Below are 24084 nucleotides of genomic sequence, written 5' to 3' on the forward strand. Positions count from 1 at the left end.
GTTTTAGTATGTCTAAGAATATACTAAATAAAAGGAATGTATTACTTAAAAAGTATTTGTAGTTAAATGCATTTTTAAGTATTTGAATACATAAATTTATTATATTTTTGAAAATATACTTTTAAAAATGAAGGCAGATAGGAGTAATATTTCGACACTTGTGCAATATTGAACAAAATTTTTTCGGAAAAAGCTAATATTAAAGTGGAAAATTAAATTTAAAATAAGGGGTTTTGCATATGGATAAAAAAATATTATTATCTTTATTTTGTTTGGTAATCATATCATTAATATTATCTCCTATTTATGATGTTAAAGGAATTTATGCAAGAGAAAACACAATATCTACACTAAATGAAAACACGTCCCCAAAAGTAAATAAGGAACTAACTGCGTCGGACCAATTGGAGGAATCTAATGAAATAGAAAAAGTATTAAATAATAAAGACTTAAACAAAATAGCACAAAAATACGAAACAAATAGGGATTCAAATCCAACTATTCCTAAAGGAAATGAAGGGATAGTAAAAAAAAATAAATACCCAATAATATTAGTGCATGGATTTTCTGGTTTTTCAGATGAAAGCAAACCGTTGATTCTTCCTTCTTATTGGGGAGGAGTCAAAATTGATTTAGATAAAGTATTATCACAAGAAGGATATTCTGTTAAGGAAGCAAGAGTAAGTCCTTATTCTAGTGCAAAAGATAGAGCAATAGAATTATATTATTACATTAAAGGTGGAAAAGTGGACTACGGTGCTTATAGGTCTAAAAAGTATGGATTTGAAAGATATGGTAACACCTACCCAGGAATTTATAAAAATTGGAAGCCTGGTAAAAAAATTCATTTAGTTGGACATAGCTATGGTGGGCCTACTATACAATTATTAGAAGAACTTTTAAAAAATGGAGATAGAGAAGAAATAAAATATCACGAGCAGCATGGTGGAAATATTTCTCCAATTTTAAAAGGGGGAAATAATGATATGGTTTCATCTTTGACAACTGTTGCTGGGCCACATAATGGATCTCTAATATCTGAGAAAATTTCGAAAACTCCTTTTTTACAAGAAAAAGCAATTAATGCGATAGCATTAGCAAGTAATAAATTTACTAATGTAGACTTTGGTTTTGAACACTGGGGGCTTAAGCAGAGAAAGAACGAATCACTTTTAGAATATTTAAATAGAATTAAAAAGAAACAAATCTGGAAAACAGATGACTTTCCTTGGTATGATAGCAACTTGAAAGGAGCAAAGGAACTTAATGATAAATTCACAATGAACAAAAATATGGCTTACATTTCGATAACAGGCTTAGATAGTCACAGAAACATATTTGGTAATCAAAGTTCAAATAAATATATGTTTACACCACTGAAACCATTAGCTGATTTCAATGGCAGTAAAGCTCCAGAAAGTTGGCAAAAAAGTGATGGACCTATTTCTTTAGCGAGTGGACTTTTTCCATATAACAAGCCTTTTAGAGAAACAACGTTTCATCAAAATCCAAATCTAGGTGTTTGGAATGTCATGCCTACATTGAAAAATTGGGATCATTTAGATTTGATTGGTTGGGGGAAAAGAGATAAAAATGTTACACCATCAATGGTAAAACATCTTTATGAGGAATTGTTTAATTACTTATCCGATGTAGAAAGAGTACAACAAACAGTTTCTGTTGCAAAGTCAAAAAGGCATAACTAATTATCGTTTTCACACCTGAACATTTACGGTTCTGTTGCAAAGTTAGAAAGATAAGTATCTAACCTTATGTTTAAAATAATACTTCGTATTAACTAGCTAGCATGATGCTAATTACACGGCATGGCGAAAACCCGTAGATCTGAAGAGATCTGCGGTTCTTTTTATATAGTCCATAAATACATTCAATGCCTTTGATCGTATTATTTGCCGTATTAATACTTTGATAACTTATTTTCTACTTATTTAATTTTAACTATATTGACCACTGCGGATTTAACTGTAACACTTGTGTTTGATACAAATCTTATACCTTTAGTAGGAGAAAGTTTAATTGAAAATACAGTATCTAATAGAAGTGCGATAGAAAAAAATTATTGCTATAGTATCTCCTATGATAGCAGGTACAATCTACTCTCTAATCCCATTAAAAAGTTTTTTGATAATATTTTTATGTACTGAAATACTTGCATTGCTTACTGCTCTTTTTATAAATTATCCAAAAAACAATTCAGATGATCGCTCTAGTATAAGTGATATATGTTTACATAAAGGATTTCAATCCTCTACTAATTATTTATGGTCTCATAAAGATATTCTTTTTCTAGTATTATTAGGTGGTTTCATAAATTTTCAGTTATCCTTCTTAAATGTTGGTATACCTTCAAGTTTTACTCAGTATTTGCAGATGATCGCGTCTAACTTAGGTATTATGCAAATAGCTACTCCTTTGGGCATGGTCCTAATTGCTATAATTTGTCCTATGATTAAATTAAAAAGTAGTGTTTGGGAGAAAAATGTACATGGTCTATTGATTATGTTTCTTTCTATATTGTTAATTACATTTACCTTTGTTTTCACATTTAATAATCTCATGATATTAGTTGTATTTATGATATTTAGGTTATTGCTAGGAATTGGAGTTCAATATACAAACATACCTTCAATAGTATATTTCCAGAAAAACATTCCTGATAAAATTAAAGAGATTTTTCGTTTTTTTAAATAGCACTGTTCAAAGTACAGTAGGATTTTTACTCGCGGGAATTCTTCTTAGCATTAATAATATATTTTTTTAATATTTTTTCTATTTCGGGAATACTTAGTTTGTTTTTAGCATTATACGCATTACGATTGAAAAATAAATTTTAACTAACTATAAATTAAGAGAGCGTTCTAGGATATTTACACTAGTCTTTTGCATTTCTTCGTAGTATAGTGTTATAATTTAGTTAACAAGAACTTCGTGCATTATATGCACCAATCCCCTCACTATTGCGAGTAGTGAGGGGATTTTTAGGTGATGGCTAATATCGCCTATTTTTTCTTATTATTACGTGTACGTAGCCATTGCGTAAATAACGTAATAATGCAACCACTGATGACTGTGGTCGTGATGTGAACAAGAACTTCGACCATCTAATATGCACCTCCTCTCTACGCCTTTATTGAGGCCTGAGAGATAGGCGACTTCATTATTATACCATCTCTACCTTTTAAAGCATATGTACTTGGGATAATCCTATATATGTTAATAACATTATCTTTATAGATTCTGTTGTCAAGTTGTATCTATATTATATTTTCAACAAAAATAGTATTCTTCACGTACTATTCAAGATATAAACACTTTAATTAGAATGTTATTACTGTAGCTATTTTTAAGAACTATGTTTAGGTATCTATCATGATATATTTGAAATATTAAGAGGAATGATATTCATAGTTCATCAATTAACATCTATTAGATTGATGATTTCAAGAATAAGCCTCCTATGCTATATCACATTAGGAAGAATTAAAATAAAAATCTAAATGACATATTGATAAAACATTTATCAAAACCAAAGTTACAGATATTGCAAATATAATATAAACCTAACTTTTCAACAGAAGCTCCTAAACCATACGTATAGAACATGGTTTACATTTATATAATGACGCACCACAAAAATTTTTGTGGTGCTTTCCTTTAAAGTCTAGAACCTATTTTCCGATCTTGCAACCATATAAACTTATCCTTAAAATTTATTAGATTTCCCCTTTTCTAATGCATTGAACCAAGTAATTACGTCACCATTAAGGTTATACCCCGTGATATTATCTCCTACTAGTGTGTAATATGCTGGAGTTTGTTCAAGCTTTTCTTCAAACTCCCTGTCTGCTTTTTGTTCAGGGGTTTCATATACATTTATTTTTTTAACAATAAAATTGTTGCTTAAAAGTTCTCCACTTACTGGATCTACCACTACAAAATTTAACTCCTCACCATTATTTAAACGAAATCCGACTTCAAAAGCATTAAATGAAAATTCACCTTTTTCATTCACCTGTAAATCAGGAAATTCGTTACCTTCTCCTAGACTTGAAGTAATATTAATCACTGAATTTGCAAATTTTGTTTTACCTTTGATTTCTCTTGTACCCTGACTTCTGTCGACAGGTTTATCTATACCACGATCATTTTCATAAACAAAACCATAAATATCTTCAACTTCTAAATCAGCTGTACCATTGTCTAAGATAACCACTTTTGACACATCATTAGGAGAATACGATGTTGTAGCAGTAGATACATTTGCAAAGTCACTTGATTTAAGATTGAAAATTAAAGGAATGAGCGCTTCTTCCTCATCATCTGGTTTGAATGTAATCGAGATTAAGTCACCTTTGTTAATTTGATAATTTTCAAAAGGTTTACGTTTGAAATCAAATTCAAAATATCCTTTATCATCAATGAATTTCCAAACACCTTCGTTACGTGCTTTTGCCCGAGATAATGATGTGTTTTTATCAAAATCATCATAACCTAAATTAATAAACTTATTATTAATAGCAAGAGCCACACGACCTTTCACAGATGTGTGGCCTTTAATAATACCAGAATCCTTAAGGATCGGTTCTACGAGTACTTGGTGATGACCATTTTGTTTTTCTAATTGTTTCGTAGGAATCGCATAGGCTTTATCATAACGACATGTTGTTGTCGTTTCCATAGCCTCTGCACCTTCTTCTAGCATAGATTCTTCTGAATCTTCTTCAGATTCAATATCAAAATTTGATGAACTCACATCAATTTTTTGATTAAATACAATTTTTCTATCATTCAAATTAAATTTAAATGACCCTGACTCATCTGATTTAATAAATCCACTGTCTTCGTCTTCAACTGAACCTAAACTTTTGTCATCAATTGTTAATGAAACGGTTTGATTGGGTAAAGTTTTTCCTGTGATTGTTGTATCACCAGCCGTCACTTTATCTAATTTAACGTAGTTCTCTTTTGCATCTGTTTTCTTTCTCCCTATCGCTTTAGTATGTTGAACAACTGCGTTTGTTCGTGTTTCATTCATAAGTTGACTTCTAGATTCAGCTTGTTCTTTCTCAACCTTTTGAATACTTGTTGATTGGGAGTCTTCAGCAACATTTTCAGACGCTTCCGCCTGTCCTTGCATAGTAATATACATCGAAGCGATGGCAGCAGAAACCAAAACGACTTTGTTTTTACGTAATTTGAATTTCTCTCTCATTCACAAACTCCTAAATTTTATTCTTTATATTCAACATCGATACGATCGATTTGAGTTGCATCAATTACATTCCCCATACGATGTTCTTGTAACTTGTTGTCTAAAACGAATGAATAATAGTTATCTTCAATATTTTTGTCCTTCATATGAACTGTAATAACCCCACCATTATTACCATTAGTGTATAAATCATGGTTTTTAATTAACTCATTTCTCAATCTAAAGTCTAATTCTTTTAATGTAACCTTGTCTTTCAATATAGGTAAATTCCCAACTGGTCTTTGGAAAATAGCACTTCCGTTAGTACTTTTAAGTGAAATTGTTGGATTAACAGACCAGTCTTTATAATTTGTTTTTGAAGACTCTGAAATCCCTCCAATCGTCTCAGTTTCAGAGAATTTAGAGTTATTTTCTTTAACTACAAAAACATCTATATTAGAAATGTTATTTAGTTTCAAATTGTCTTTATCTTTACCAACTAATTTAACATTGGTTACTTGTCCTCTATCAATAATTTTTATAATATTGCCTTCTCTATCACCTTTGACATTCCTTAACTCAAAAGGTATTTTACTATAATACGATTTTAATTCTTCAGTACTAATTTTATTTTGAGCTACTTGTTCCTCTGCTGCATCTACTGACTGAGCTTTTGTTGTTACAATTCCTGCTGTTAAAACCCCTAATGCTAAACTTGTTTTAGCAACTGTAGATAATTTCATTGTCATTGCTCCTTTTATCTATTTTCCTAAAGTAATTGATTATCGGTGATTACGTAATACTAACAATCAAATTTATTATAGACTTGTATGTTAAAGGTTAAAATTAAATATTTCTTAAGTTAAATTTAACGTTTATTAATTATATTATAAATATGGCCTCTTTAGTGCGTAATTACTATTAAAGGACAAAAGAGCTCCATATCAACGTTTTTATCGGGTGTCTACTATGGTCATGTTTGCAAAATGATGTGTTAATGACATGAAATTTAGGTGTATTTTTAATCTTTTGAGAAATTACGATTGTAGTAGATGTGGACTGTGGAAGCAGCAAAAAATCCCCCAAATGCATCACACTTAAATGATATACCGTTTATTTGCACATGTCTTTATAGACTGTATCCGGTAATGCTTTATATAAGTAGAAGTATGTTTGCGTTTCCTAAAGCATACTTGTTACCTATTATAAGTGACATTTACCATCACTGTTGATTTTGGCGCAGATAACGATATTGGCATTGTCTCTGTCTCTACCATTGGTTAATTGAATCAAAAGTCTACAGGAGATTTATCGCTATTATTAGTGATGACTTTCCAAAACACAACGCCTGAATCTAAGTGACAACCCACAACATGTGTTTTCATCTGTCCTTATTGACATCATTCTAGACATAGTCTTCTGAACAATTTAATACAACAAAATCATTATTCTCTAATTTTAAAAGTGACATCTCCGGTATCTTCATTATTAATTTTGACATTATTGAAACATAGACGTTTAAATAATAGACATAAAATTAGAAACTGTTGTCATTCAGACTAAGTACATAATTAAATTCCCTTTAATGTAATTTTAACAATTCTTTAATTTCTTTATTGTGTATTCCTCATTATACTTTTAAATCGTGGCGGGAATTTATAAGAATAGGAGAGTTTTATGGATGAATAAAAAACTAATTTGTCTATCATTAACCGTATTATGCGCTACTCAACTTTTAACGTATAAAGAGGCAAATGCAATCGTAACAGGAGAAAAAAATCAATATCAATCATCTTCTCTAAATTTAAAAGGCAAAATATCTGATGAAAGGTATGCTAAATCATACAGAGATAGTTTAGGAGAATTGTTACATGGCTTACAAGCCAAAAAAAATATCGGTTATGATGAAAAAGAGTATGAAAATTTATATAAAGAATATACTAATAAAGTATTAGCAGAAATTGAAGCAGTAAATAAATTTAATTTAGAACAAAAAGAAATAAATTCACTAAAGAAAAAAACAAAAAAATACCTAAAGGTGTATTCGGATTAACTTATGAAAGATATATTTCAGTATATAACAATTTAAAAGAAAACAAAGTTAATTTTGAAAATAAATTAAAACAAGTTGCAGAAAAGCATCTAGACCTAAAAGAGTTTAATAGTTTTCAACAGTACGAGGCAAATAAAAGAATAAATACATTAGAAAATAAAATATTACTCATTGGTCAAGCTTTTTATGATAAATATAACTTTGAAGTAAACACACTTTATAATAAATTAGATCTTATAGTTGGTTTTGAAAAAGAGGATAGAAAGCTAAGAGAACCTAAAAATATAAGAATTCTAAATGCAATGGTAGAAGATTTAGATCATATAATCAATGAATTTTTCACAGATATCAATAAAGTGCGTCCAGAGAATATAGAACCTTTAACAGCAGATGAAAATAATAATCGAAAAAACATAAATAAATTATTAAATGAAGTTGAAAAATCTAAAAATTATTCGACAAAAAAACCTTCTCAAATTAAAGAAAAAGAAGTTAATTCTATTAAAGTAGAAGGATTTAAGAAAAAGTATGATGATGAATATGAAGCAATGAGAAAAAATGCTATAGAAAAAATTAATTCTAAAAATAAGAAGTTAGTTGCAAATCTTGATTATGATGAAGAGCCTAAAAAAAAGGATAAGCAACGGCTTAAAAGAAAGGCTAATCAAGAACTTCAACAAGTTAGTGGTTTAAGTAATAGCGAAAAAAACATTAATTATACAGTTGAATATGAGGACAAAAAACAGTTTAACGGTGACATAGTTAACAAAGAATATAACACTGCTGCATATAGTAATGGCTCAGTTCAATACGGGCCTAGACCTCAGTTTAACAGCAATATAATTAGTAAAAATAATAATATTACTGAATATAGCAATGGCTCAGTTCAATACGGGCCTAGACCTCAGTTTAACAGCAATATAATTAGTAAAAATAATAATATTACTGAATATAGCAATGGCTCAGTTCAATATGGACCTAGACCGTAAATTACAATAAACTCTTGTTTTCACAGTTATAAGATAACTGTCTAATTTTTCGTTTAAAATAAAAACAGCCGTAAATTTCAAAATTTACGGCTACTTATTATGCTACCATCTTAATCCTATATTCATCAACTAAGGAAGCCCCAAAGTATCATATTAATAACCAACTATGTTTCCTGTAACTTTACAACGAAATAAATTCAATATTTTAAAATTATTGTTCTATAATATCAAAAGTGATATCACCAAGATCTTCAGTATTAATTTTCACGTTTTCTCTATGACTTTGTAATTCTTTATGTGTTTCAAGAGTATATCTATCACCAGATTTGGTGTTTATGACAATATCTCCTTTTGGAAGCTTATCACCTATGTACAAACCATAAGAAATATGCGCAAACCTTACAATATGATCTAGTTCTTTAAGCGTAATAAGTCCTTTATTTAACGTGATATTACGCCTAGGTGTAAATGTTTTACCTTTATAATGATAAGTACCTTTAAAGTGTAAACGTACTTCATTTGATTTCAAAGGCGCCTCAGAATATGCCCAATATTTTAAGTTCCCTTGTCTATTTCCTATTTGTGATTTGCTATATCTATCAAATAACTTTTTAACTGCTGCTGCTTCATTTTGTAGTTGCACTGCTTGCACATTAGCCTTAGCTTCATGAGCTATACCCAAAACATTACCTAAAGCTGATGTACTTGTAGAGCTAATTAAAATAACTCCTGTCATAGCGAATTTTGTTAATAAACCGAAAGACATAATAATCAATCTCCATTCTAAGTTGAATTTAAGTTTTTTAACCTTACATCATGATGTATTTTTATTATATAACTAAAAATTTTTAAAAAAAGAGATAGAAGATTAAAATATCTTAATTAAACCTTAATCCTGGAAATTCTATTAAAAATTAAATCCATGAAATTATATGCAAAAACAAAGGCATAAATATTACTTTACAGGTGAGATAAATCTAAAGTATTAGATCTTTGACTAGATTTAATAATAAAGATCTTGTATGTTATTAATATCGCTTGTATATAAGTTTTAAGTTTCAATTAGAAAAGACAATTTCTTCACTAGAAGATATTACCTAAAAATAGACTGTCGTTATACCCTGGAATATAATGACAGTCTATTTTTATTTTCCTAACTTGACTTATACTATATGTCGTGACTCAATATATTCTCTTTTTTAAACAAAAAGGTAATAATAGAAATAGCATTACAAAGCTCGATATCAATATTACTAGTCTGACTATAGCGGTAAAATATTAGTCATGCGCGTGGAATTTTATGCCCTTGCAACCGAAACAAATACAAGAACGTCTTTTACATCTAAGATTAATGGTAGTAGGCTTACGCGCAATCATAACTCACATACCGCTTATATGTTAATAACTTCGGAAATATTAACTAAATTGAAAGATCATTTCTATGGTAAAATCATTGTTTTTATCAAATAGCTGAATAAACTATTGTATAAATAAAATGGTACTTTAGACGTACATGTAATGAGTACAATACCATTCAATAAATTATGATATCATCCTAGTTATGTCTAAACATATTACACTTTCTTCAAGTTGAAAATACTTAGTAGATGGTACACGACCTCTTCTCATATTGTTAATAATAAATTATCGTCTAGACGTCTTAATCCTATTAAAACAGATGTAGTTATAATTAGATCATTAGACGACAAAGGTCATTCCAATGTTATAAAAAATCATATTGCAGTTGAAGGAGGTATGCATGGTTTAGAGGCATTGTAGGTTATCACTTGTAAATTCAAAAATCAAGACGATTATACCGCACTATACAATGAACGAGAATTCACAAAATATATCGCTACAACATTAAAAATCTGAATTAGGTTTAACAGTGTATTATGTACCTTACACCTTATTGCTGTTTTTACTTACTATGTATAAGTACGTCGAAATTTATTTACATAGTTTTAGCATCAAAAAATGATCCCCCCAATATCTTCCTATTATATTATCCTAAATGAGATTACCTGTATGAATAACACAAAACCATATCAAAGAAATAACAAATTAATTTTAGGAGTTGTACTTAGTGTAATTACGTTTTGGTTGTTTGCACAATCATTAGTTAACGTTGTTTCACCTTTACAAAAAAGTTTTGACACAGATGTTGGTACAATTAGTATCGCAATATCACTAACCGCACTCTTCTCTGGAATGTTTGTCGTTGGAGCTGGTGGATTAGCTGATAAAATAGGTCGCGTAAAAATGACAAATATTGGTTTATTACTAAGTATCATTGGATCTATTTTAATTATCATTTCAAATTTGCCATTACTACTAATTATAGGTAGAATTGTTCAAGGCTTTTCAGCTGCTTGTATCATGCCTTCAACACTTGCTTTAATGAAAGCCTATTTTGAAGGTGCAGAACGTCAACGTGCTTTAAGTTATTGGTCTATAGGTTCATGGGGTGGTAGCGGTATTTGCTCACTATTCGGTGGTGCTATAGCCACAACATTAAGTTGGCGATGGATTTTCATCTTTTCTATCATTGTTGCGATTTCATCGTACCTTTTAATCAAAGGTACACCCGAATCCAAATCAAGATCAAATGTAATTTCTAGATTTGATATAAAAGGATTAATCATTTTAGTAATAATGTTATTAAGCTTGAATATCGTCATTACAAAAGGTTCGACAATGGGATTCAAATCCTTTTATTTTTATGGATTAATTACAATTGTAATCACATCATTTATATTGCTTATTAAAACCGAAAAAAAGCCCTGAACCCATTAATTGATTTCAAGTTATTTATGAATAAACCTTACACAGGTGCAACAATTTCTAACTTTTTGCTTAACGGCGTTGCAGGTACTCTTATTGTCGCAAACACCTTTGTTCAACAAGGATTGGGGTATACAGCACTTCAAGCAGGATATTTATCCATTACTTACCTAGTAATGGTTCTATTGATGATTCGTATCGGTGAAAAATTGTTACAAAAATTAGGTGCTAAAATCCCAATGTTACTCGGCACCTCAACCGTTGTTATTGGCATAAGTTTAATTTCATTAACCTTTTTGCATGAAACAACCTATATAATTTCCTGTATTATTGGTTATTTATGTTTTGGTCTAGGATTAGGCATATATGCAACACCTTCAACTGATACAGCGATCTCAAATGCACCTTCAGATAAAGTTGGCGTTGCTTCAGGTATTTATAAAATGGCTTCATCATTAGGTGGTGCATTCGGTATTGCCTTTAGCGGTGCTATTTATGGCATGACTGTTATGTTATCTGACGTATTCCAAGGGGGTATGATTGTATTATGGATAAACGTAGGTATGGGAATTATCGCATTAATAGCAATAATATTTACAGTTCCAAATAATCATTCTCAAAGAAATACATAATAAATAAAATCCTAGCAATGAATTATCCCTTTCATTACTAGGATTTTTAACTAAAACAGACATAAATTAGTAGTTATATTTAACTAAAAAATCTTCTAGCACCTCGTCAACTATTGATTTTATAGAAGTATCTCGATCTAGAGCCATTTGATTTAGTCTTTTTTTTATATCAGTATCGACTCTCATAGTAGTACTTTTAGGTACTGGTTTATAATTCTCAGTATATTTTACTTCAGATGTATCTATATTATCTAAAAATCCTGCCATATAGTTCACTCACTCTCAATTAGTTTAATTCTATTGACTAATTCCTCATAGACCTTATTAAACATATATATTACTTTTTTATCATGCATATCCTTGTTTTTAATTCCATCTACTGCAAATTTCTTTATTCGTTCCCTTTGATATATTTGGTTTTCAAAAAGTGCTTCAGAAAATGCTGTTTTAGATATGTCTAATATCTGTTTATCTACTCGTCCACTTTTTTTAATTAACACTGGTACAGCTCCAACTAACTCAAATTTTAAATCTGACTCCTTTTTTCTATCTCTTAAAAAATTTACAAATGAGAGACTACTTTCATAAGCTGATTGTTGTGTCTGAAATACCATTAAAATATAGTCACTGGCATAAACAGCATTATTAGTAAAATCCGAATTAATAGTAGGAGGCACATCGATAAATATATAATCGAATCTATCGATTTCTTTGATTTTCTCAATAACATTTTTTAAAATATACCTTTTTTTTAAAATATCAGTTTTAGAAATGATATCAGATAGATTAGCTAAAGAAGAATCAGCAGGTAACAGTGATAAATTAGATGTTAGTCTCACAATACTTTTTTCTATATCACCATATTTTAGCATATCTATAAAAGACATTTTCTCTTCCTCAAAACCTGGGTAAGTTCTTTTTATAATTTGAGTGGCATTACCTTGTGGGTCAAAATCTATTAAAAGAACTTTTTTTTCGTAATTTTCAGATGCAATATAAGAAAGTAAAGTGGCTACTGTGGTTTTACCGACACCGCCCTTAAAATTACCAACTGTAATTATATTCATAGTCATACCTCCTATTTTCTATCTTTAACAGTCCACGTACATTTGTTACATGTAACATGTTACTATTCAAATTTCTCTTTTTCAACCTTTTTTGTTTTCTATCTTTAACAGTCCACGTACATTTGTTACATGTAACATGTTACTTAAGGAAAGTTACAATTTTTATTGTGTCTTATTGATTACTTTGTTACTATTAAGTTAACTTTTAGTAACACTAAAAAGCGTTTAATCGGGCCAACGATTAAACGCTTAGGGTAATAAACGCTAACATATATGCTCTAAATGATGCGTTGTTTATATTTTTGAGTAATTAATAGTATAAAGTATAAGCAGTAAAATTTCAAGAGTCAGTCATTATTTAGAATATAAAAGCGTTTTTATTATCTCTAACCTACTAAGGAAAGAGGTTTATATTATGTCAAACAATTATTTCACTGTTCAAGAAAATTATAAAGAACGTTTTTATCAAATACCAAAAATTTTTTTTACTAATGAAAAATATAAAAAATTATCTAATGATACAAAAATTGCTTATGGAATTTTACGTGATCGGGTAGATCTATCAATTAAAAACAATTGGGTCGATGAATTAGGAAATATATATTTTATATACACAGTAAAACACTTAGAAATAATTTTAAACTGTGGAAATAAAAAAGTAATTAAGATAAAAAACGAATTAGAAGATGCAGGATTGCTAGAACAAAAAAGATTAGGCTTAAATAAGCCTAATATGTTGTACCTGAAAAAACCAATAGTCACTAAAGAGGACATCTATATAATTAATAATATAGATGGTGATCTCAATAATACGAATGAAAGTAGTCAAAACACGGAAATGTCAAAACGACACTTCCAGAAATGTCAAAACGACACTTCCAGAAGTGTCAAAACGACACTTCCAGAAGTGTCAAAACGACACTCTAATGATACTGATATTAATGATACTGATATTAATGATACTGATATTAATGATACTACTACTAAAAAATCTTTAAAAAGTGGTAGTAGTTGTAGGAAAAATTATTTAAAATCACTTTTGAAAAATGAGTTCTATTCAAATCCAACAAAAGCATTTATTGAAAAAATACATAAACTGAGTGAAAACATGAGTGACGAGCTTTTAGAATATGCTGTGAATTATGCATCTGAAAAAGGTGAAAACCCTAAGCAGTATTTAACTAAAATTTTAGAAATTTGGTTTAATAATAATATTTACAACTTATCTCAAGCAAAAAGTTTTAATATTAAACCTATCAAACATTCACTCAAAAGTAAGGAAAAAACACCTAGATGGATAACTCATCCCGAAGAATATAAATTAAAAGAGGAAAATGATCAAAATTTAGCTGCAGAAGCCCAAGCTTTTAAAGAACACTTAATCAACAAAAGAAGAAATTATAATTAGAGTATCTTTAAACGGTATATACAAAACTATTATTTAGCATAAAGTTTATAGATTTAAAGATAACTTATATGTATTTGAATATTATATTTTTTACAATACGAGTTGTTTATTACGTTGTGGAAGTTAATTCTTGCACATGTAAAAATATGATTCACTAAACGCAAGATTTAAATAATAGCATCTTTAAGTTTTACTTTCCATTTAAAAAAATAATCTAAGGGAATTCAAAAATTTTTATCTCAAACAAAAAATATGCATACCCAACATTATATTTAGAAATGTAGCTATTAATGATCATTCATATGTCATCTATAAAAGTTAAACAATAATTTAAGCCTTCAATATGTTAATTTTCATGAAAAATCTATAATACACACTCTTAAATCTTATGTATATTGACTCTATTTTTTCTTCGACTCTTCATTTATAATTTAAAAATGAAGAAGTATGCATGTATCTACCTAAATAGTATTCAATAGAAAATGAAAAGGGTGTTTTCATAACGTTGCATCCCTTTGTCGCTAGTATGAAAACAAATGATTCTCAACTTGAAACATTAGTTTGAAGTGATAGATGCTCGTCACAAGTTAAGAACCATATACTTATACTTCATCAAGGTGGTATGAAAAAGAAGACATTCTGACGTGGAGTTACGAGGACCATTGATTTGCTAACACATTGAAGCCTCGGATAAAAAATGCAGGGGGAGTCATTTATACTTATTTACTAAATATAGAGTAGCCATCAACCTATGTCTCCATAAAAAGCTAAAGTGCCCCTTTGATAATTTGTTTTTAGACTAAAAAGATTCTATTAACATAGGTATAAAGGTAAATGAATTGTTTAATATATGCAAGATTAAGACTAATTCAAATCTTCTAGACTTTAAGTATATAATGCTATAGATAATAGATGATTGGAAATATATAAGAAAATCTATTGTGCTATTTGGATAATGTGTAAATGCAAATACACACGATAATATCATCATTCCTATAATTTCATAGTTTCTAAAGACATATTTTAAACCTATAGCTCTGTAAGATAACTCTTCAATGAAGGGCCCAATAATAAGTCCTGTTATTGTCATCCATAAAATTTGATTTTTTGAAAAAGATTGTTGCAAAACTGAATCATTATTGGTTGTTTGATAGTCATTCAACATGTATAAAATGTTGTCAATACTAAGGGATATAAAACATAATATCATAGCAAATATGATATTACTGACCCTGATTTTTTTAAAGAAAACAATTTCAATTGATTCCTTCTAATCAAATAAAGAGCTAAAGAAAAGAAAACTGTTCCGACGAGTATACTTGGAATGTGTATATTTTCAGTATTAATAATATAGAAACCTATCAATAATAAAAATATAGTTATTGAACTAATATACCTTCGAGGTGCTTGGAGAACTTTTTGTTTTTTTGGAGGAAAATAGTTTTATCTTTTTTTAAGACCACTTAAAGTTCTAAACGCTACTTGTTTTAATCTCTTCAACATAATAAGTACTAACCTCCTTCTGTTTAATTTTTCTCACTTTAAAAATCTATGTTAGTTAAATGTTAAATATTGATTAACTTTAATCTCTATCTCCATTGAAAATGGAATTTTTGACAATAACATAATCAACTTTACGAAGTGCACCAAGATCTTTGCCTCCAGCATATGAAATGGAACTTTGTAAGTCCTCTTGCATCTCAGTAAGGGTATCTTTGAGTGAACCTTTATGTTCTACAAACATCTTTTTGCCTTCCACATTTTTACGTTCACCTTTTTGATATTCTGATGCACTTCCAAAATATTCTTTATACTTTTTACCATCAACTTCTACTGTTTCACCTGGAGACTCATCATGAGCTGCAAATAAAGAGCCAATCATCACCATCGAAGCACCAAAACGAACAGATTTAGCGATATCACCGTGCGTACGAATACCACCATCGGCAATAATAGGTTTGCGTGCTGCTTTACTACAATGATTCACTGCAGCAAGTTGCCATCCGCCTGTACCAAAACCTGTTTTAATTTTCGTAATACATACACGCCCTGGGCCTATACCCACTTTGGTTGCATCTGCACCAGCATTTTCAAGTTCACGCACACCTTCTGGCGTACCAACATTACCTGCGATTACAAATACTGCAGGTAATAATTTTTTAATATGCTGAATCATTTCAATAACCTGATCTGAATGACCATGCGCGATATCAATTGTGATGTATTCTGGTGAAAGGTCTGCTTCTTTAAGTGATTCAATAAATTTGAATTCTCCTTCTTTTACACCTACAGAAATGGAGGAAAACAATCCTTTATCTTTCATTTTTTTAACGAAAGGCAGACGTGCAGCTTCATCAAAACGGTGCATTATATAGAAGTAATCATTTTCAGCGAACCACTCTGCTAACGTTTCATTCATTACCGTTTGCATATTGGCTGGAACAACTGGTAATTTAAAACGTTTTGGGCCAAATTGAATAGATGCATCAATTTCGGAACGACTTTTCACAATGCTTTTATTCGGTATGAGTTGAACATCTTCGTAATCAAAAATTTTCATTCTTCTAAACCCCATTCTTATATATTTTAACTTTTATATGTTACATGGACATCAGACAATTGTAAATAAATTTAAAAATTTATAGACCTTAAACTTCACTTAAATAGATTAAAAATAACTATAGGTATACTTAGACTATGATAATATTTAATTAAGAAATTTTAAATTTGAAAGTAAGGGAGTAAAAGTTTTGAAGAAAAAATCAATTATTATCTTGTCTATACTAGGGATTGCCGTATTAATTATTGCAGGATTTATCGCAAAAGCAGTGACGGGCATGAACAAACATGACAAGGTAGCTTATGATATATATCAAGTGAAAACTGAAAGTCCGATTAAAGTAATGGGGAAAGTTTCGCCAGAATCTATTAAAACCTATCAAAATAATGCTCAATTGGGCGATTTTATTAGTGTACAAGTGAGTGAAGGGCAACGTGTCACGCAAGGAACCCCTCTTATTAACTATGATATTAATCCGAATAAACGCAATGAGTTATATCAACAAGTGCGTCAAGCAGAAGCTAAAGGAGATCAAAGAGCGATTAATCAAGCGTGGAAGCAACTAAATCAATATGATAGTCAAGTGAATGATAGTGTATATGCGACTTTCAATGGTATTGCATCGGATATTAAAAAAACTAATGTAGGTAACGGTGAGCCGATTTTAAAACTAATTGCTGATGAACCTCAAATTAAGACGACGGTCACGGAGTTTGACTTGAATAAAATTTCAGTCGGTGACGATGTGAATGTCACAGTGACGAGCACAGGTAAAAAAGGAAAAGGAAAAATTAAAAATATTTCTGAACTTCCGACAAGTTATGATCAAGACCAACATGCGGGCGGACAAACAGCTATGAGTGGAACAGAATCTGGAGAGGGACAAGCGATGACGGCCTCAAATCCAACGGAACACAACCCAAATGGTGCAGATGACAATGCCTCTTCGAAATATACTGTGATGATAGGGGACCTAGATTTTGATGTGCGCAATGGTTTTTCAGTAGAAGCTGAAATTCCACTCGACACTATTAAACTGCCATTGTCTGTATTAACGAAAGATGATCACGTTTTTGTGGTTGATAAAGATGGGACGGTCCATAAGCGACAAATTAAATATGATGAAAATAATGGGGAACTCATTTTGAAAAAAGGTCTTAAGAAAGGTGATAAACTCATCAAAAATCCTGATAGTGATTTGAGAGATGGGAAAAAAGTTGAGGTGTCTTCATGATAGAACTCATTAATGTGAACCGAAGTTTTAAAAATGGCAACGAAACCAATCACATTTTAAAAGACATCCACTTGCGTATTGATTCAGGAGAGTTTGTGGCGATTATGGGGCCTTCTGGTTCTGGTAAAAGTACGCTCATCAATATACTTGGGTTCATCGATAGAGGGTATGAAGGAGATTATTTGTTCGATGGTCAGAACTACCAACAACGTTCAGATAATGAATTGGCTGCTATCCGTAACCGGACGGTTGGATTTGTATTTCAAAATTTTAAATTGATTCAAAACAATACGATTTTAGAAAATGTGAGCATTCCATTACTTTATGCTGGTTTATCCGCTAAAGCACGTAAAGAGCGTGTAAAAACAATGTTACATGAAGTAGGACTATATGATAAAGAACAACTTGTACCAAATAAGCTTTCTGGAGGCCAACAACAGCGTGTCGCTATTGCGCGGGCTATAATTAATCAGCCGAATTTTATCATTGCAGATGAACCGACAGGCGCATTAGATTCAAAAACTTCTCAAGATATTATGGCTTTGTTTTTAAAGTTAAACAAAGAACAAAAGACGACGATGATTATGGTTACCCATGACCCAAAAGTGGCTGCTCAAGCAGATCGTGTCATTCACATATTAGATGGACGTATTCAAAAAGAAGAGGTGAACGTTCATGAGTAACTTTAATAACATTATTCACATGGCTTTACGTTCAATCCTAAAAAATAAGCGACGTAATATTTTTACAATGATAGGAATTATAATTGGTATCGCAGCAGTGATTACGATTATGTCATTAGGAAACGGATTTAAAAAAACAGCCAATCAACAATTTAGTGATGCTGGTGCTTCAAAAAACACAGCACGAATTGAGTTTGCAGAAAAACAAACGAGTAACACTCAATCAAAAGTTTATAAACCGTTTAATTCATCAGATTTAGATATTGCTAAACAAGTCAAAGGAGTACAAGATGCGACGGTGAGAATGAACCAAGAAAACGGATTAACCAGTGTTGCGAAAACGGTTGATAAAAAAACAGATGTTACAGTTAAAGGAAAATCATCTTCGAAAGAGATAGACGAAGGAAAAGGTTTTACAACTGATGATAACGATAATTCGGAGCGTGTAGCTATTGTTAGTTCAGATGTTGCGGAAAATCTCTTTAAAGGTAAGGCAGTTAACAAAACTATTTACATTGATGGTGTAGGTTTTAAAGTTAATGGTATTAAAAGTGACTTGTTAACACCTAACCTTGTAGAAGTACCCAATAAAACACTTAAACGCTATTTACCATACTTAAAACCGGCGGCGCCACAATTAGAAATAAAATTCGATGATTCTGTGGATAAAAAAGAAACCGCTAATAGTGTTGCTGATAAATTAAATAAGAGGGGTTCTTCAGCTGGTGAAGGTACATATCAATATACAGACGTTGAGGCATTAACTAAAAATATAAATAAGGTGTTTGATGGTATTACTTATTTTGTAGCTGCTGTTGCAGGTATTTCACTTTTTATAGCAGGCATAGGAGTTATGAATGTCATGTATATTTCTGTTGCCGAACGTACTGAAGAAATAGCTATTCGTCGTTCTTTTGGAGCTAAAGGACGGGATATAGAGTTACAATTTTTAATTGAAAGTATTATTTTATGTTTAATTGGAGGGGTGATTGGCTTATTTATTGGAATAGGCATAGCCGCTATAGTTGATGGTCTAACACCTGATTATATCCGTAGTTCAGTAACTATTAGTTCTGTTTTACTTGCGGTAGGAATTTCAACTTTAATAGGTATAGTATTTGGATGGATACCAGCGCATAAAGCATCCAAGAAGGATTTAATAGATATAATAAAGTGATATTGAATGATTACATTTGGTAAAATTAAGTTAAAAGAAAGAATAGTTCTCGCAGCGTTATAATTGCGAGAACTATTCTTTTTTTATTGACAATACTTATAGTAATAAGTTCAATAATGGTTAAAAAATGAAAGATTGGATATATCAAAACTTAATGATTAGAGGTGAAATGATTGATGGATATGAATTTGGATTTTCTTAATGAACAAGGTGCTCACTTAGAACAAGAAATATATCTTGACCTTGATCCAGTTCTTACAAATGGTAATAATGATTTAGTTTGTTTAGGTGTCGAATTAGCAAATAAGCATTTTGATCATGATATTATCAAAGCGCCAACTGTAGGAGGAACGGATGCCTCTAACCTCTTAAGAGATAAAGGAGCGGACTTCTCTTTTTTGATGTTCGGACCTGGTGAACGTCCACAAGCAGTAGATGAAAGAGTTAACAAAGAAATATATTTGAAAACTATCAACTATTATATCGATTTATTGACTAAGTATACTTCTTTATAAACTATTGTTTATATTAGATTATTTTGATGATCTATTACAAAGTTGAAAAATAAGTTTTTAATCTCCTGTTTGAAATAATATCTGGCTCTGTTGCAAAGTCAGAAAGATAAGTATATAACCTTATGTTTAAAATAACACCTCGTATTAACTAGCTAACATGATGCTAATTTCGTGGCATAGCGATTCTTTCCTACAATTAGTCAAGTGTTTTCAACATATTTTAAGCATACTCAAAGCGATGGATTTGTGTTTTTATTTGGCTCATATTTGCGTTTTAAGAGGATATATGAACTTTTAGGTATAAAACCATACAATTTCTAAGGCTTCAAAATACCCTTTAAAATTCAAAATAAGGACATAAAAAATAAAAGCTACCCCATTTTATCTGGGATAGCTTTTTCTTTCGTACGGTCTGTTTATTTTTCTTTCGACGCCGTATCGTCGATGGAATTCAAAAAAGTTATTGGCTATAAATCTGCATCACTTTTTCCAGAATGCAGTAGCAATATTCAACGCAAATTAATTTTTATAACTGCTCGGAATATCTCAAGCCGTTTCTTTGAATTTAAAATAAAAAAATCGACGAAGGTCGATTATGATTTTTACACGCGTTCTGACAGAACGTATAAGTGCGCCCTTACGGTATTCAAATAGATTATAACGACGAAAATTAGACCTGTAAAGCGATAATACTTGTGATAAAATTTGTTAAAAAGGAGTGATTTAAGTCATGAAAATGAATCAGTGGATAATAAGTATAGTAGTTGGTATTTTGATATTTTTAGCTGTTTTTTATATTGGACAAACAACATTTTTACCGGCGTTATTTTGTGGATTTGTAGGTTTTGTTTGTAATGTTTTTGTTAGTTGGCATGCTAACCGTAATAATTAGAGAACGTATTTATGCCGAGAAAATTTATTGATCAATGAGAAGAACCCTTAACTAAACTTGAAGACGAATGTCGGCATAGCGTGAGCTATTAAGCCGACCATTCGACAAGGTCTAAAATATATTTCCTATAATTATAAAACTCAAAGTACACACCACAATCCTAAAAAACAAGAATCCATATATATTTAATTTTTCAGGCTTTTTTAAACTCTTATACAATTCAACTAAACAAAATATTACAGTTAAAAGACCGAAGATAATATCATTCATTCCCAAAACATATCCTAAAATATTTATAAGTATTGTTAGATTCTAACTTCAGTAACATAAAATTTCGACATACTAGCGATTGATAATCTTAAATAGTAATTAATAATATATTAATTTTTGTGATATAAAACAAAATATAAAGTAGAATGTATATATTAAGTGTCAGTTTTCTTTTAATAAATAAATTTGAATTTTTAAACAAAAAGATATAGGAGGTTAACTAAATTTTGCAAACATTAAATAGCATATTTAAAGAGGATTTTAAGGTTAATAAGGAACCATATTTCAAAAGTATCGCCAAAATGATAGTTTTATTTATTTTATTTATATTCGCTTTTACATTAAGTAGCCTTGTAATAAAGAATATTTTATTTGTTGTTGCATCAGTAATGGTATTAATTATAGCTATATGTATTACTTTGAGATCCAGTATCAAACTATTAAATTTTAAACTTTTCTCTATAAAGGAACTTATGTATACAACTGGTGGCTTTTTAGTATTATTTTCTATTAATTTAATATATATGAATTTTGTGTCACAACAAAACTTAAATACTCAAATTGTTCAGGCGATGTATAAAGATATTCCATTTTGGGGATTGTTAATAAGTATCGCAATTATACCATCATTTGTTGAAGAAATAATAGCACGTGGATTCATATTAAGAATAATTTTTCGGAATCATTTATTTATTGGAATGTTAGTAAGTACAGTATTCTTTGTATTTTTGCATAACGGAAATGACATCATTGGGTTTTTACCGTATATTTATTCCGGCATAATATTGTCATTAATATACTTAAAAACAAGAAGATTAGAGATCACCATTGCTATACATTTTTTAAATAATTTTATATCTATATTTTATTTATTTTGATAACTTCTATTATATCGATACGAAAAAGAGGAATAGTATGAAAAAAATATTTATATTTACAACGCTCATAGTTATTATCATTTTAAGTATATTAATCACTGTGTATTTTTTCTTCTTTAAACAAGCTCCTTTAAAATACGCACAGTATAATACAGAAAAAATAAATAATGATGTTAATAAGCAATTAAAAGGTATTGATTTAAAAAGCGTTCGGAGCAAGAAACACCTGATCTTTGAAAAAAGCATACAAGAATTACAGAAATCTGTAGAACAGGGGCAATTAACTTATACAGAAATTACTGCTTTTTATTTAGATAGAATTCAATATATAGACCAACAAGAAAAGGGGCTAAATTCAATTCTCGAAATTAACCCTAACGCAATTAAATTGGCGAAGGAATATGACAAAAGACCGAATGAAGAACATAAGCCCTTATATGGATTGCCTGTAACTTTAAAAGATAATATTAACACTATAGACATGCCTACTAGTGCAGGAACTCATATATTACGCAACTTTTATCCGAATAGGGATGCAAAAGTTACGTCACAATTAAAGAATAGTGATGCTATTATTTTAGCTAAGACAAATTTATCTGAACTTGCTAATTTTATGAGTTTCAAAATGCCAGATGGATACAGTTCTAAAGGTGGACAAACTCAAAATCCTTACGGGAAATTGAAAATTTCGCCATTAGGATCGAGCTCAGGTAGTGCTGTAAGTATAACTTCAAATATAGGTGTTGCATCAGTAGGATCTGAAACTACTGGGTCAATCATTTCACCATCTTATGCTCAATCTGTTGTGGGATTTAAACCCACACATGAAAGAGTATCAAATCAGGGAGTATTCCCTTTATCGCCTTCGTTAGACACAATAGGTCCTATAACAAGAAATGTAATGGATACTATTGTTATGTATAATCTAATGAATATAGATTCAGACAAAAAAATAAAAGTGAATGAATTGCCATTAAATGCATTACAATCTGCTAAAGTAGGTATTTCAAAAAAACTTGATGATGATTCTGCTAAAAATATTAAAATTTTGCTTCATAAGCTAGGAGCTAGTACTTATGATGTTGAAGTTAATCAAGAAAATATAAACAATGCTGAAATAATTAACAATGAATTTAAGTTTGCTGTTAATCGTTTTTCTGAGGAAAATAGACTTCCTTTTAAAACCTTGAGTCAACTTATTGAATATAATCAAAGAGACAAAAACAAAAGGATGAAGTATGGACAATATTTGATTGAAATGGCAAATAAAACAAAAAATGGCGACAATAAATTTGTTGAATCACAAATTAAATTAGCGCAAAATAGATTAAAAGAATATCAGCGAATGGATAATCTTGATTTTATAATTTCTTATAATGCTGATGAAATTCTTTTGCCATCAGTAGCAGGAACGCCTGTTATTACCATTCCTTACAATAGAGACGATAATGAAGAACCACAAAGTTTAACGCTGATCGGTTTTAAAAACGAGGATAACAATCTTTTGAAAGCAGCTTATGCTCTAGAGCAGAACTTACCAAAACGTAAACTGCCGAATTTAGAAAAATGAAATCGCTGTTACTGTTTGGTTCCGTTGCAAAGTTAAAAAATAAGTGTCTAACCTTATGTTTAAAATAATACTTCGTATTAACTAGCTAGCATAATGCTAATTACACGGCATGGCGAAAACCCGTAGATCTGAAGAGATCTGCGGTTCTTTTTATATAGTC

General features: G+C 30.1%; 19 protein-coding genes and 3 pseudogenes. 12 read left to right on the forward strand and 10 right to left on the reverse strand.

The features are described 5' to 3' along the window. Nucleotides 1-239 precede the first annotated feature (239 nt). The gene (locus tag CD172_RS06045) at nt 240-1706 is read left to right on the forward strand and encodes an esterase/lipase family protein (RefSeq protein WP_103345771.1); all 1467 of its coding nucleotides are present in this window, start codon (nt 240-242) and stop codon (nt 1704-1706) included. 88 nt (nt 1707-1794) lie between these two features. On the opposite strand, the pseudogene CD172_RS12955 reads toward CD172_RS06045, so the two are convergent. The 4 genes and pseudogenes from CD172_RS12955 to CD172_RS06065 form a co-directional block, all read right to left on the reverse strand. After that, a pseudogene (locus tag CD172_RS12955) lies at nt 1795-1941 on the reverse strand (IS6 family transposase); the annotation flags it as partial. Nucleotides 1942-3020: 1079 nt separating this feature from the next. Beyond that, nucleotides 3021-3122 (reverse strand): type I toxin-antitoxin system Fst family toxin, encoded by a 102-nt coding sequence (locus tag CD172_RS12595; protein ID WP_107378681.1) that lies wholly within the window; start codon nt 3120-3122, stop codon nt 3021-3023. A 602-nt stretch (nt 3123-3724) separates the two neighbouring features. Beyond that, a complete protein-coding gene (locus CD172_RS06060; protein ID WP_103345773.1) occupies nt 3725-5233 on the reverse strand; it encodes a hypothetical protein in 1509 nt (502 codons plus the stop codon). A gap of 17 nt (nt 5234-5250) precedes the next feature. Further along, nucleotides 5251-5955, reverse strand: a complete 705-nt coding sequence (locus CD172_RS06065; RefSeq protein WP_158694794.1) for an exotoxin beta-grasp domain-containing protein — start codon at nt 5953-5955, stop codon at nt 5251-5253. A 938-nt stretch (nt 5956-6893) separates the two neighbouring features. Here CD172_RS06065 and CD172_RS06070 point away from each other — a divergent pair. After that, nucleotides 6894-7265, forward strand: a complete 372-nt coding sequence (locus CD172_RS06070) for a hypothetical protein (protein WP_103345775.1) — start codon at nt 6894-6896, stop codon at nt 7263-7265. Nucleotides 7266-7279: 14 nt separating this feature from the next. Next, nucleotides 7280-8254, forward strand: a complete 975-nt coding sequence (locus CD172_RS06075) for a coagulase domain-containing protein (protein ID WP_234022103.1) — start codon at nt 7280-7282, stop codon at nt 8252-8254. Nucleotides 8255-8465: 211 nt separating this feature from the next. Here CD172_RS06075 and CD172_RS06080 read toward each other — a convergent pair whose 3' ends face one another. Beyond that, a complete protein-coding gene (locus CD172_RS06080; protein WP_103345777.1) occupies nt 8466-9020 on the reverse strand; it encodes an exotoxin beta-grasp domain-containing protein in 555 nt (184 codons plus the stop codon). A gap of 1262 nt (nt 9021-10282) precedes the next feature. Here CD172_RS06080 and CD172_RS06085 point away from each other — a divergent pair. Next, nucleotides 10283-11670: pseudogene (locus CD172_RS06085) on the forward strand (MFS transporter). Between the two features lie 66 nt (nt 11671-11736). On the opposite strand, the gene CD172_RS06090 reads toward CD172_RS06085, so the two are convergent. Then, the gene (locus CD172_RS06090) at nt 11737-11937 is read right to left on the reverse strand and encodes a ribbon-helix-helix domain-containing protein (RefSeq protein ID WP_103345778.1); all 201 of its coding nucleotides are present in this window, start codon (nt 11935-11937) and stop codon (nt 11737-11739) included. Nucleotides 11938-11942: 5 nt separating this feature from the next. Continuing rightward, the gene (locus CD172_RS06095) at nt 11943-12737 is read right to left on the reverse strand and encodes a ParA family protein (RefSeq protein WP_103345779.1); all 795 of its coding nucleotides are present in this window, start codon (nt 12735-12737) and stop codon (nt 11943-11945) included. Between the two features lie 415 nt (nt 12738-13152). Here CD172_RS06095 and CD172_RS06100 point away from each other — a divergent pair, with 415 nt between their 5' ends. After that, nucleotides 13153-14145: a replication initiator protein A gene (locus CD172_RS06100; protein WP_103345780.1), complete on the forward strand. Its 993-nt coding sequence runs from the start codon at nt 13153-13155 to the stop codon at nt 14143-14145. 799 nt (nt 14146-14944) lie between these two features. On the opposite strand, the gene CD172_RS13120 is transcribed toward CD172_RS06100, so the two are convergent. Beyond that, nucleotides 14945-15355 carry a CPBP family intramembrane glutamic endopeptidase gene (locus tag CD172_RS13120; protein ID WP_103345781.1) on the reverse strand — a complete coding sequence of 137 codons (411 nt, stop codon included), beginning with the start codon at nt 15353-15355 and terminating at the stop codon, nt 14945-14947. Nucleotides 15356-15727: 372 nt separating this feature from the next. After that, entirely contained in the window at nt 15728-16705 is a 978-nt protein-coding gene (guaC, locus tag CD172_RS06110; protein WP_103345782.1) for a GMP reductase, read from the reverse strand. A gap of 190 nt (nt 16706-16895) precedes the next feature. Between guaC and CD172_RS06115 the strand changes: the two genes are divergently transcribed. The 7 genes from CD172_RS06115 (at nt 16896) to CD172_RS06145 (ending at nt 23924) form a co-directional block, all read left to right on the forward strand. Beyond that, entirely contained in the window at nt 16896-17939 is a 1044-nt protein-coding gene (locus CD172_RS06115) for an efflux RND transporter periplasmic adaptor subunit (RefSeq protein WP_103345783.1), read from the forward strand. Next, nucleotides 17936-18622: an ABC transporter ATP-binding protein gene (locus CD172_RS06120; RefSeq protein WP_103345784.1), complete on the forward strand. Its 687-nt coding sequence runs from the start codon at nt 17936-17938 to the stop codon at nt 18620-18622. Before CD172_RS06115 ends, CD172_RS06120 begins: the two co-directional genes overlap by 4 nt. Beyond that, the gene (locus CD172_RS06125) at nt 18615-19799 is read left to right on the forward strand and encodes an ABC transporter permease (protein ID WP_103345785.1); all 1185 of its coding nucleotides are present in this window, start codon (nt 18615-18617) and stop codon (nt 19797-19799) included. Before CD172_RS06120 ends, CD172_RS06125 begins: the two co-directional genes overlap by 8 nt. Nucleotides 19800-19975: 176 nt before the next feature. Beyond that, nucleotides 19976-20314, forward strand: a complete 339-nt coding sequence (locus CD172_RS06130; RefSeq protein ID WP_103345786.1) for a M20/M25/M40 family metallo-hydrolase — start codon at nt 19976-19978, stop codon at nt 20312-20314. A 730-nt stretch (nt 20315-21044) separates the two neighbouring features. Continuing rightward, on the forward strand, nt 21045-21206 hold the full coding sequence (locus tag CD172_RS12720; protein ID WP_167696937.1) for a hypothetical protein: 162 nt from the start codon (nt 21045-21047) through the stop codon (nt 21204-21206). Nucleotides 21207-21703: 497 nt separating this feature from the next. Further along, nucleotides 21704-22354 (forward strand): CPBP family intramembrane glutamic endopeptidase, encoded by a 651-nt coding sequence (locus tag CD172_RS06140; protein WP_103345787.1) that lies wholly within the window; start codon nt 21704-21706, stop codon nt 22352-22354. A 37-nt stretch (nt 22355-22391) separates the two neighbouring features. After that, nucleotides 22392-23924 (forward strand): amidase family protein, encoded by a 1533-nt coding sequence (locus tag CD172_RS06145; protein WP_103345788.1) that lies wholly within the window; start codon nt 22392-22394, stop codon nt 23922-23924. 77 nt (nt 23925-24001) lie between these two features. Here CD172_RS06145 and CD172_RS06150 read toward each other — a convergent pair. Continuing rightward, a pseudogene (locus CD172_RS06150) lies at nt 24002-24084 on the reverse strand (IS6 family transposase); the annotation flags it as partial.

The sequence above is a fragment of the Staphylococcus agnetis genome (assembly GCF_002901865.1).
Lineage (GTDB): Bacteria > Bacillota > Bacilli > Staphylococcales > Staphylococcaceae > Staphylococcus > Staphylococcus agnetis.

Excerpts from the sequence above, each read along its gene's own strand:
- CD172_RS06120 (WP_103345784.1), top strand. The coding sequence starts at position 17,936 with ATGATAGAACTCATTAATGTGAACCGAAGTTTTAAAAATGGCAACGAA.
- CD172_RS12720 (WP_167696937.1), top strand. The coding sequence starts at position 21,045 with ATGAAAATGAATCAGTGGATAATAAGTATAGTAGTTGGTATTTTGATA.
- CD172_RS12595 (WP_107378681.1), bottom strand. The coding sequence starts at position 3,122 with ATGGTCGAAGTTCTTGTTCACATCACGACCACAGTCATCAGTGGTTGC.
- CD172_RS06130 (WP_103345786.1), top strand. The coding sequence starts at position 19,976 with ATGGATATGAATTTGGATTTTCTTAATGAACAAGGTGCTCACTTAGAA.
- CD172_RS06065 (WP_158694794.1), bottom strand. The coding sequence starts at position 5,955 with ATGAAATTATCTACAGTTGCTAAAACAAGTTTAGCATTAGGGGTTTTA.
- CD172_RS06070 (WP_103345775.1), top strand. The coding sequence starts at position 6,894 with ATGAATAAAAAACTAATTTGTCTATCATTAACCGTATTATGCGCTACT.
- CD172_RS06125 (WP_103345785.1), top strand. The coding sequence starts at position 18,615 with ATGAGTAACTTTAATAACATTATTCACATGGCTTTACGTTCAATCCTA.
- CD172_RS06100 (WP_103345780.1), top strand. The coding sequence starts at position 13,153 with ATGTCAAACAATTATTTCACTGTTCAAGAAAATTATAAAGAACGTTTT.
- guaC (WP_103345782.1), bottom strand. The coding sequence starts at position 16,705 with ATGAAAATTTTTGATTACGAAGATGTTCAACTCATACCGAATAAAAGC.
- CD172_RS06095 (WP_103345779.1), bottom strand. The coding sequence starts at position 12,737 with ATGAATATAATTACAGTTGGTAATTTTAAGGGCGGTGTCGGTAAAACC.
- CD172_RS06145 (WP_103345788.1), top strand. The coding sequence starts at position 22,392 with ATGAAAAAAATATTTATATTTACAACGCTCATAGTTATTATCATTTTA.
- CD172_RS06090 (WP_103345778.1), bottom strand. The coding sequence starts at position 11,937 with ATGGCAGGATTTTTAGATAATATAGATACATCTGAAGTAAAATATACT.
- CD172_RS06060 (WP_103345773.1), bottom strand. The coding sequence starts at position 5,233 with ATGAGAGAGAAATTCAAATTACGTAAAAACAAAGTCGTTTTGGTTTCT.
- CD172_RS13120 (WP_103345781.1), bottom strand. The coding sequence starts at position 15,355 with ATGATATTATGTTTTATATCCCTTAGTATTGACAACATTTTATACATG.
- CD172_RS06045 (WP_103345771.1), top strand. The coding sequence starts at position 240 with ATGGATAAAAAAATATTATTATCTTTATTTTGTTTGGTAATCATATCA.
- CD172_RS06080 (WP_103345777.1), bottom strand. The coding sequence starts at position 9,020 with ATGTCTTTCGGTTTATTAACAAAATTCGCTATGACAGGAGTTATTTTA.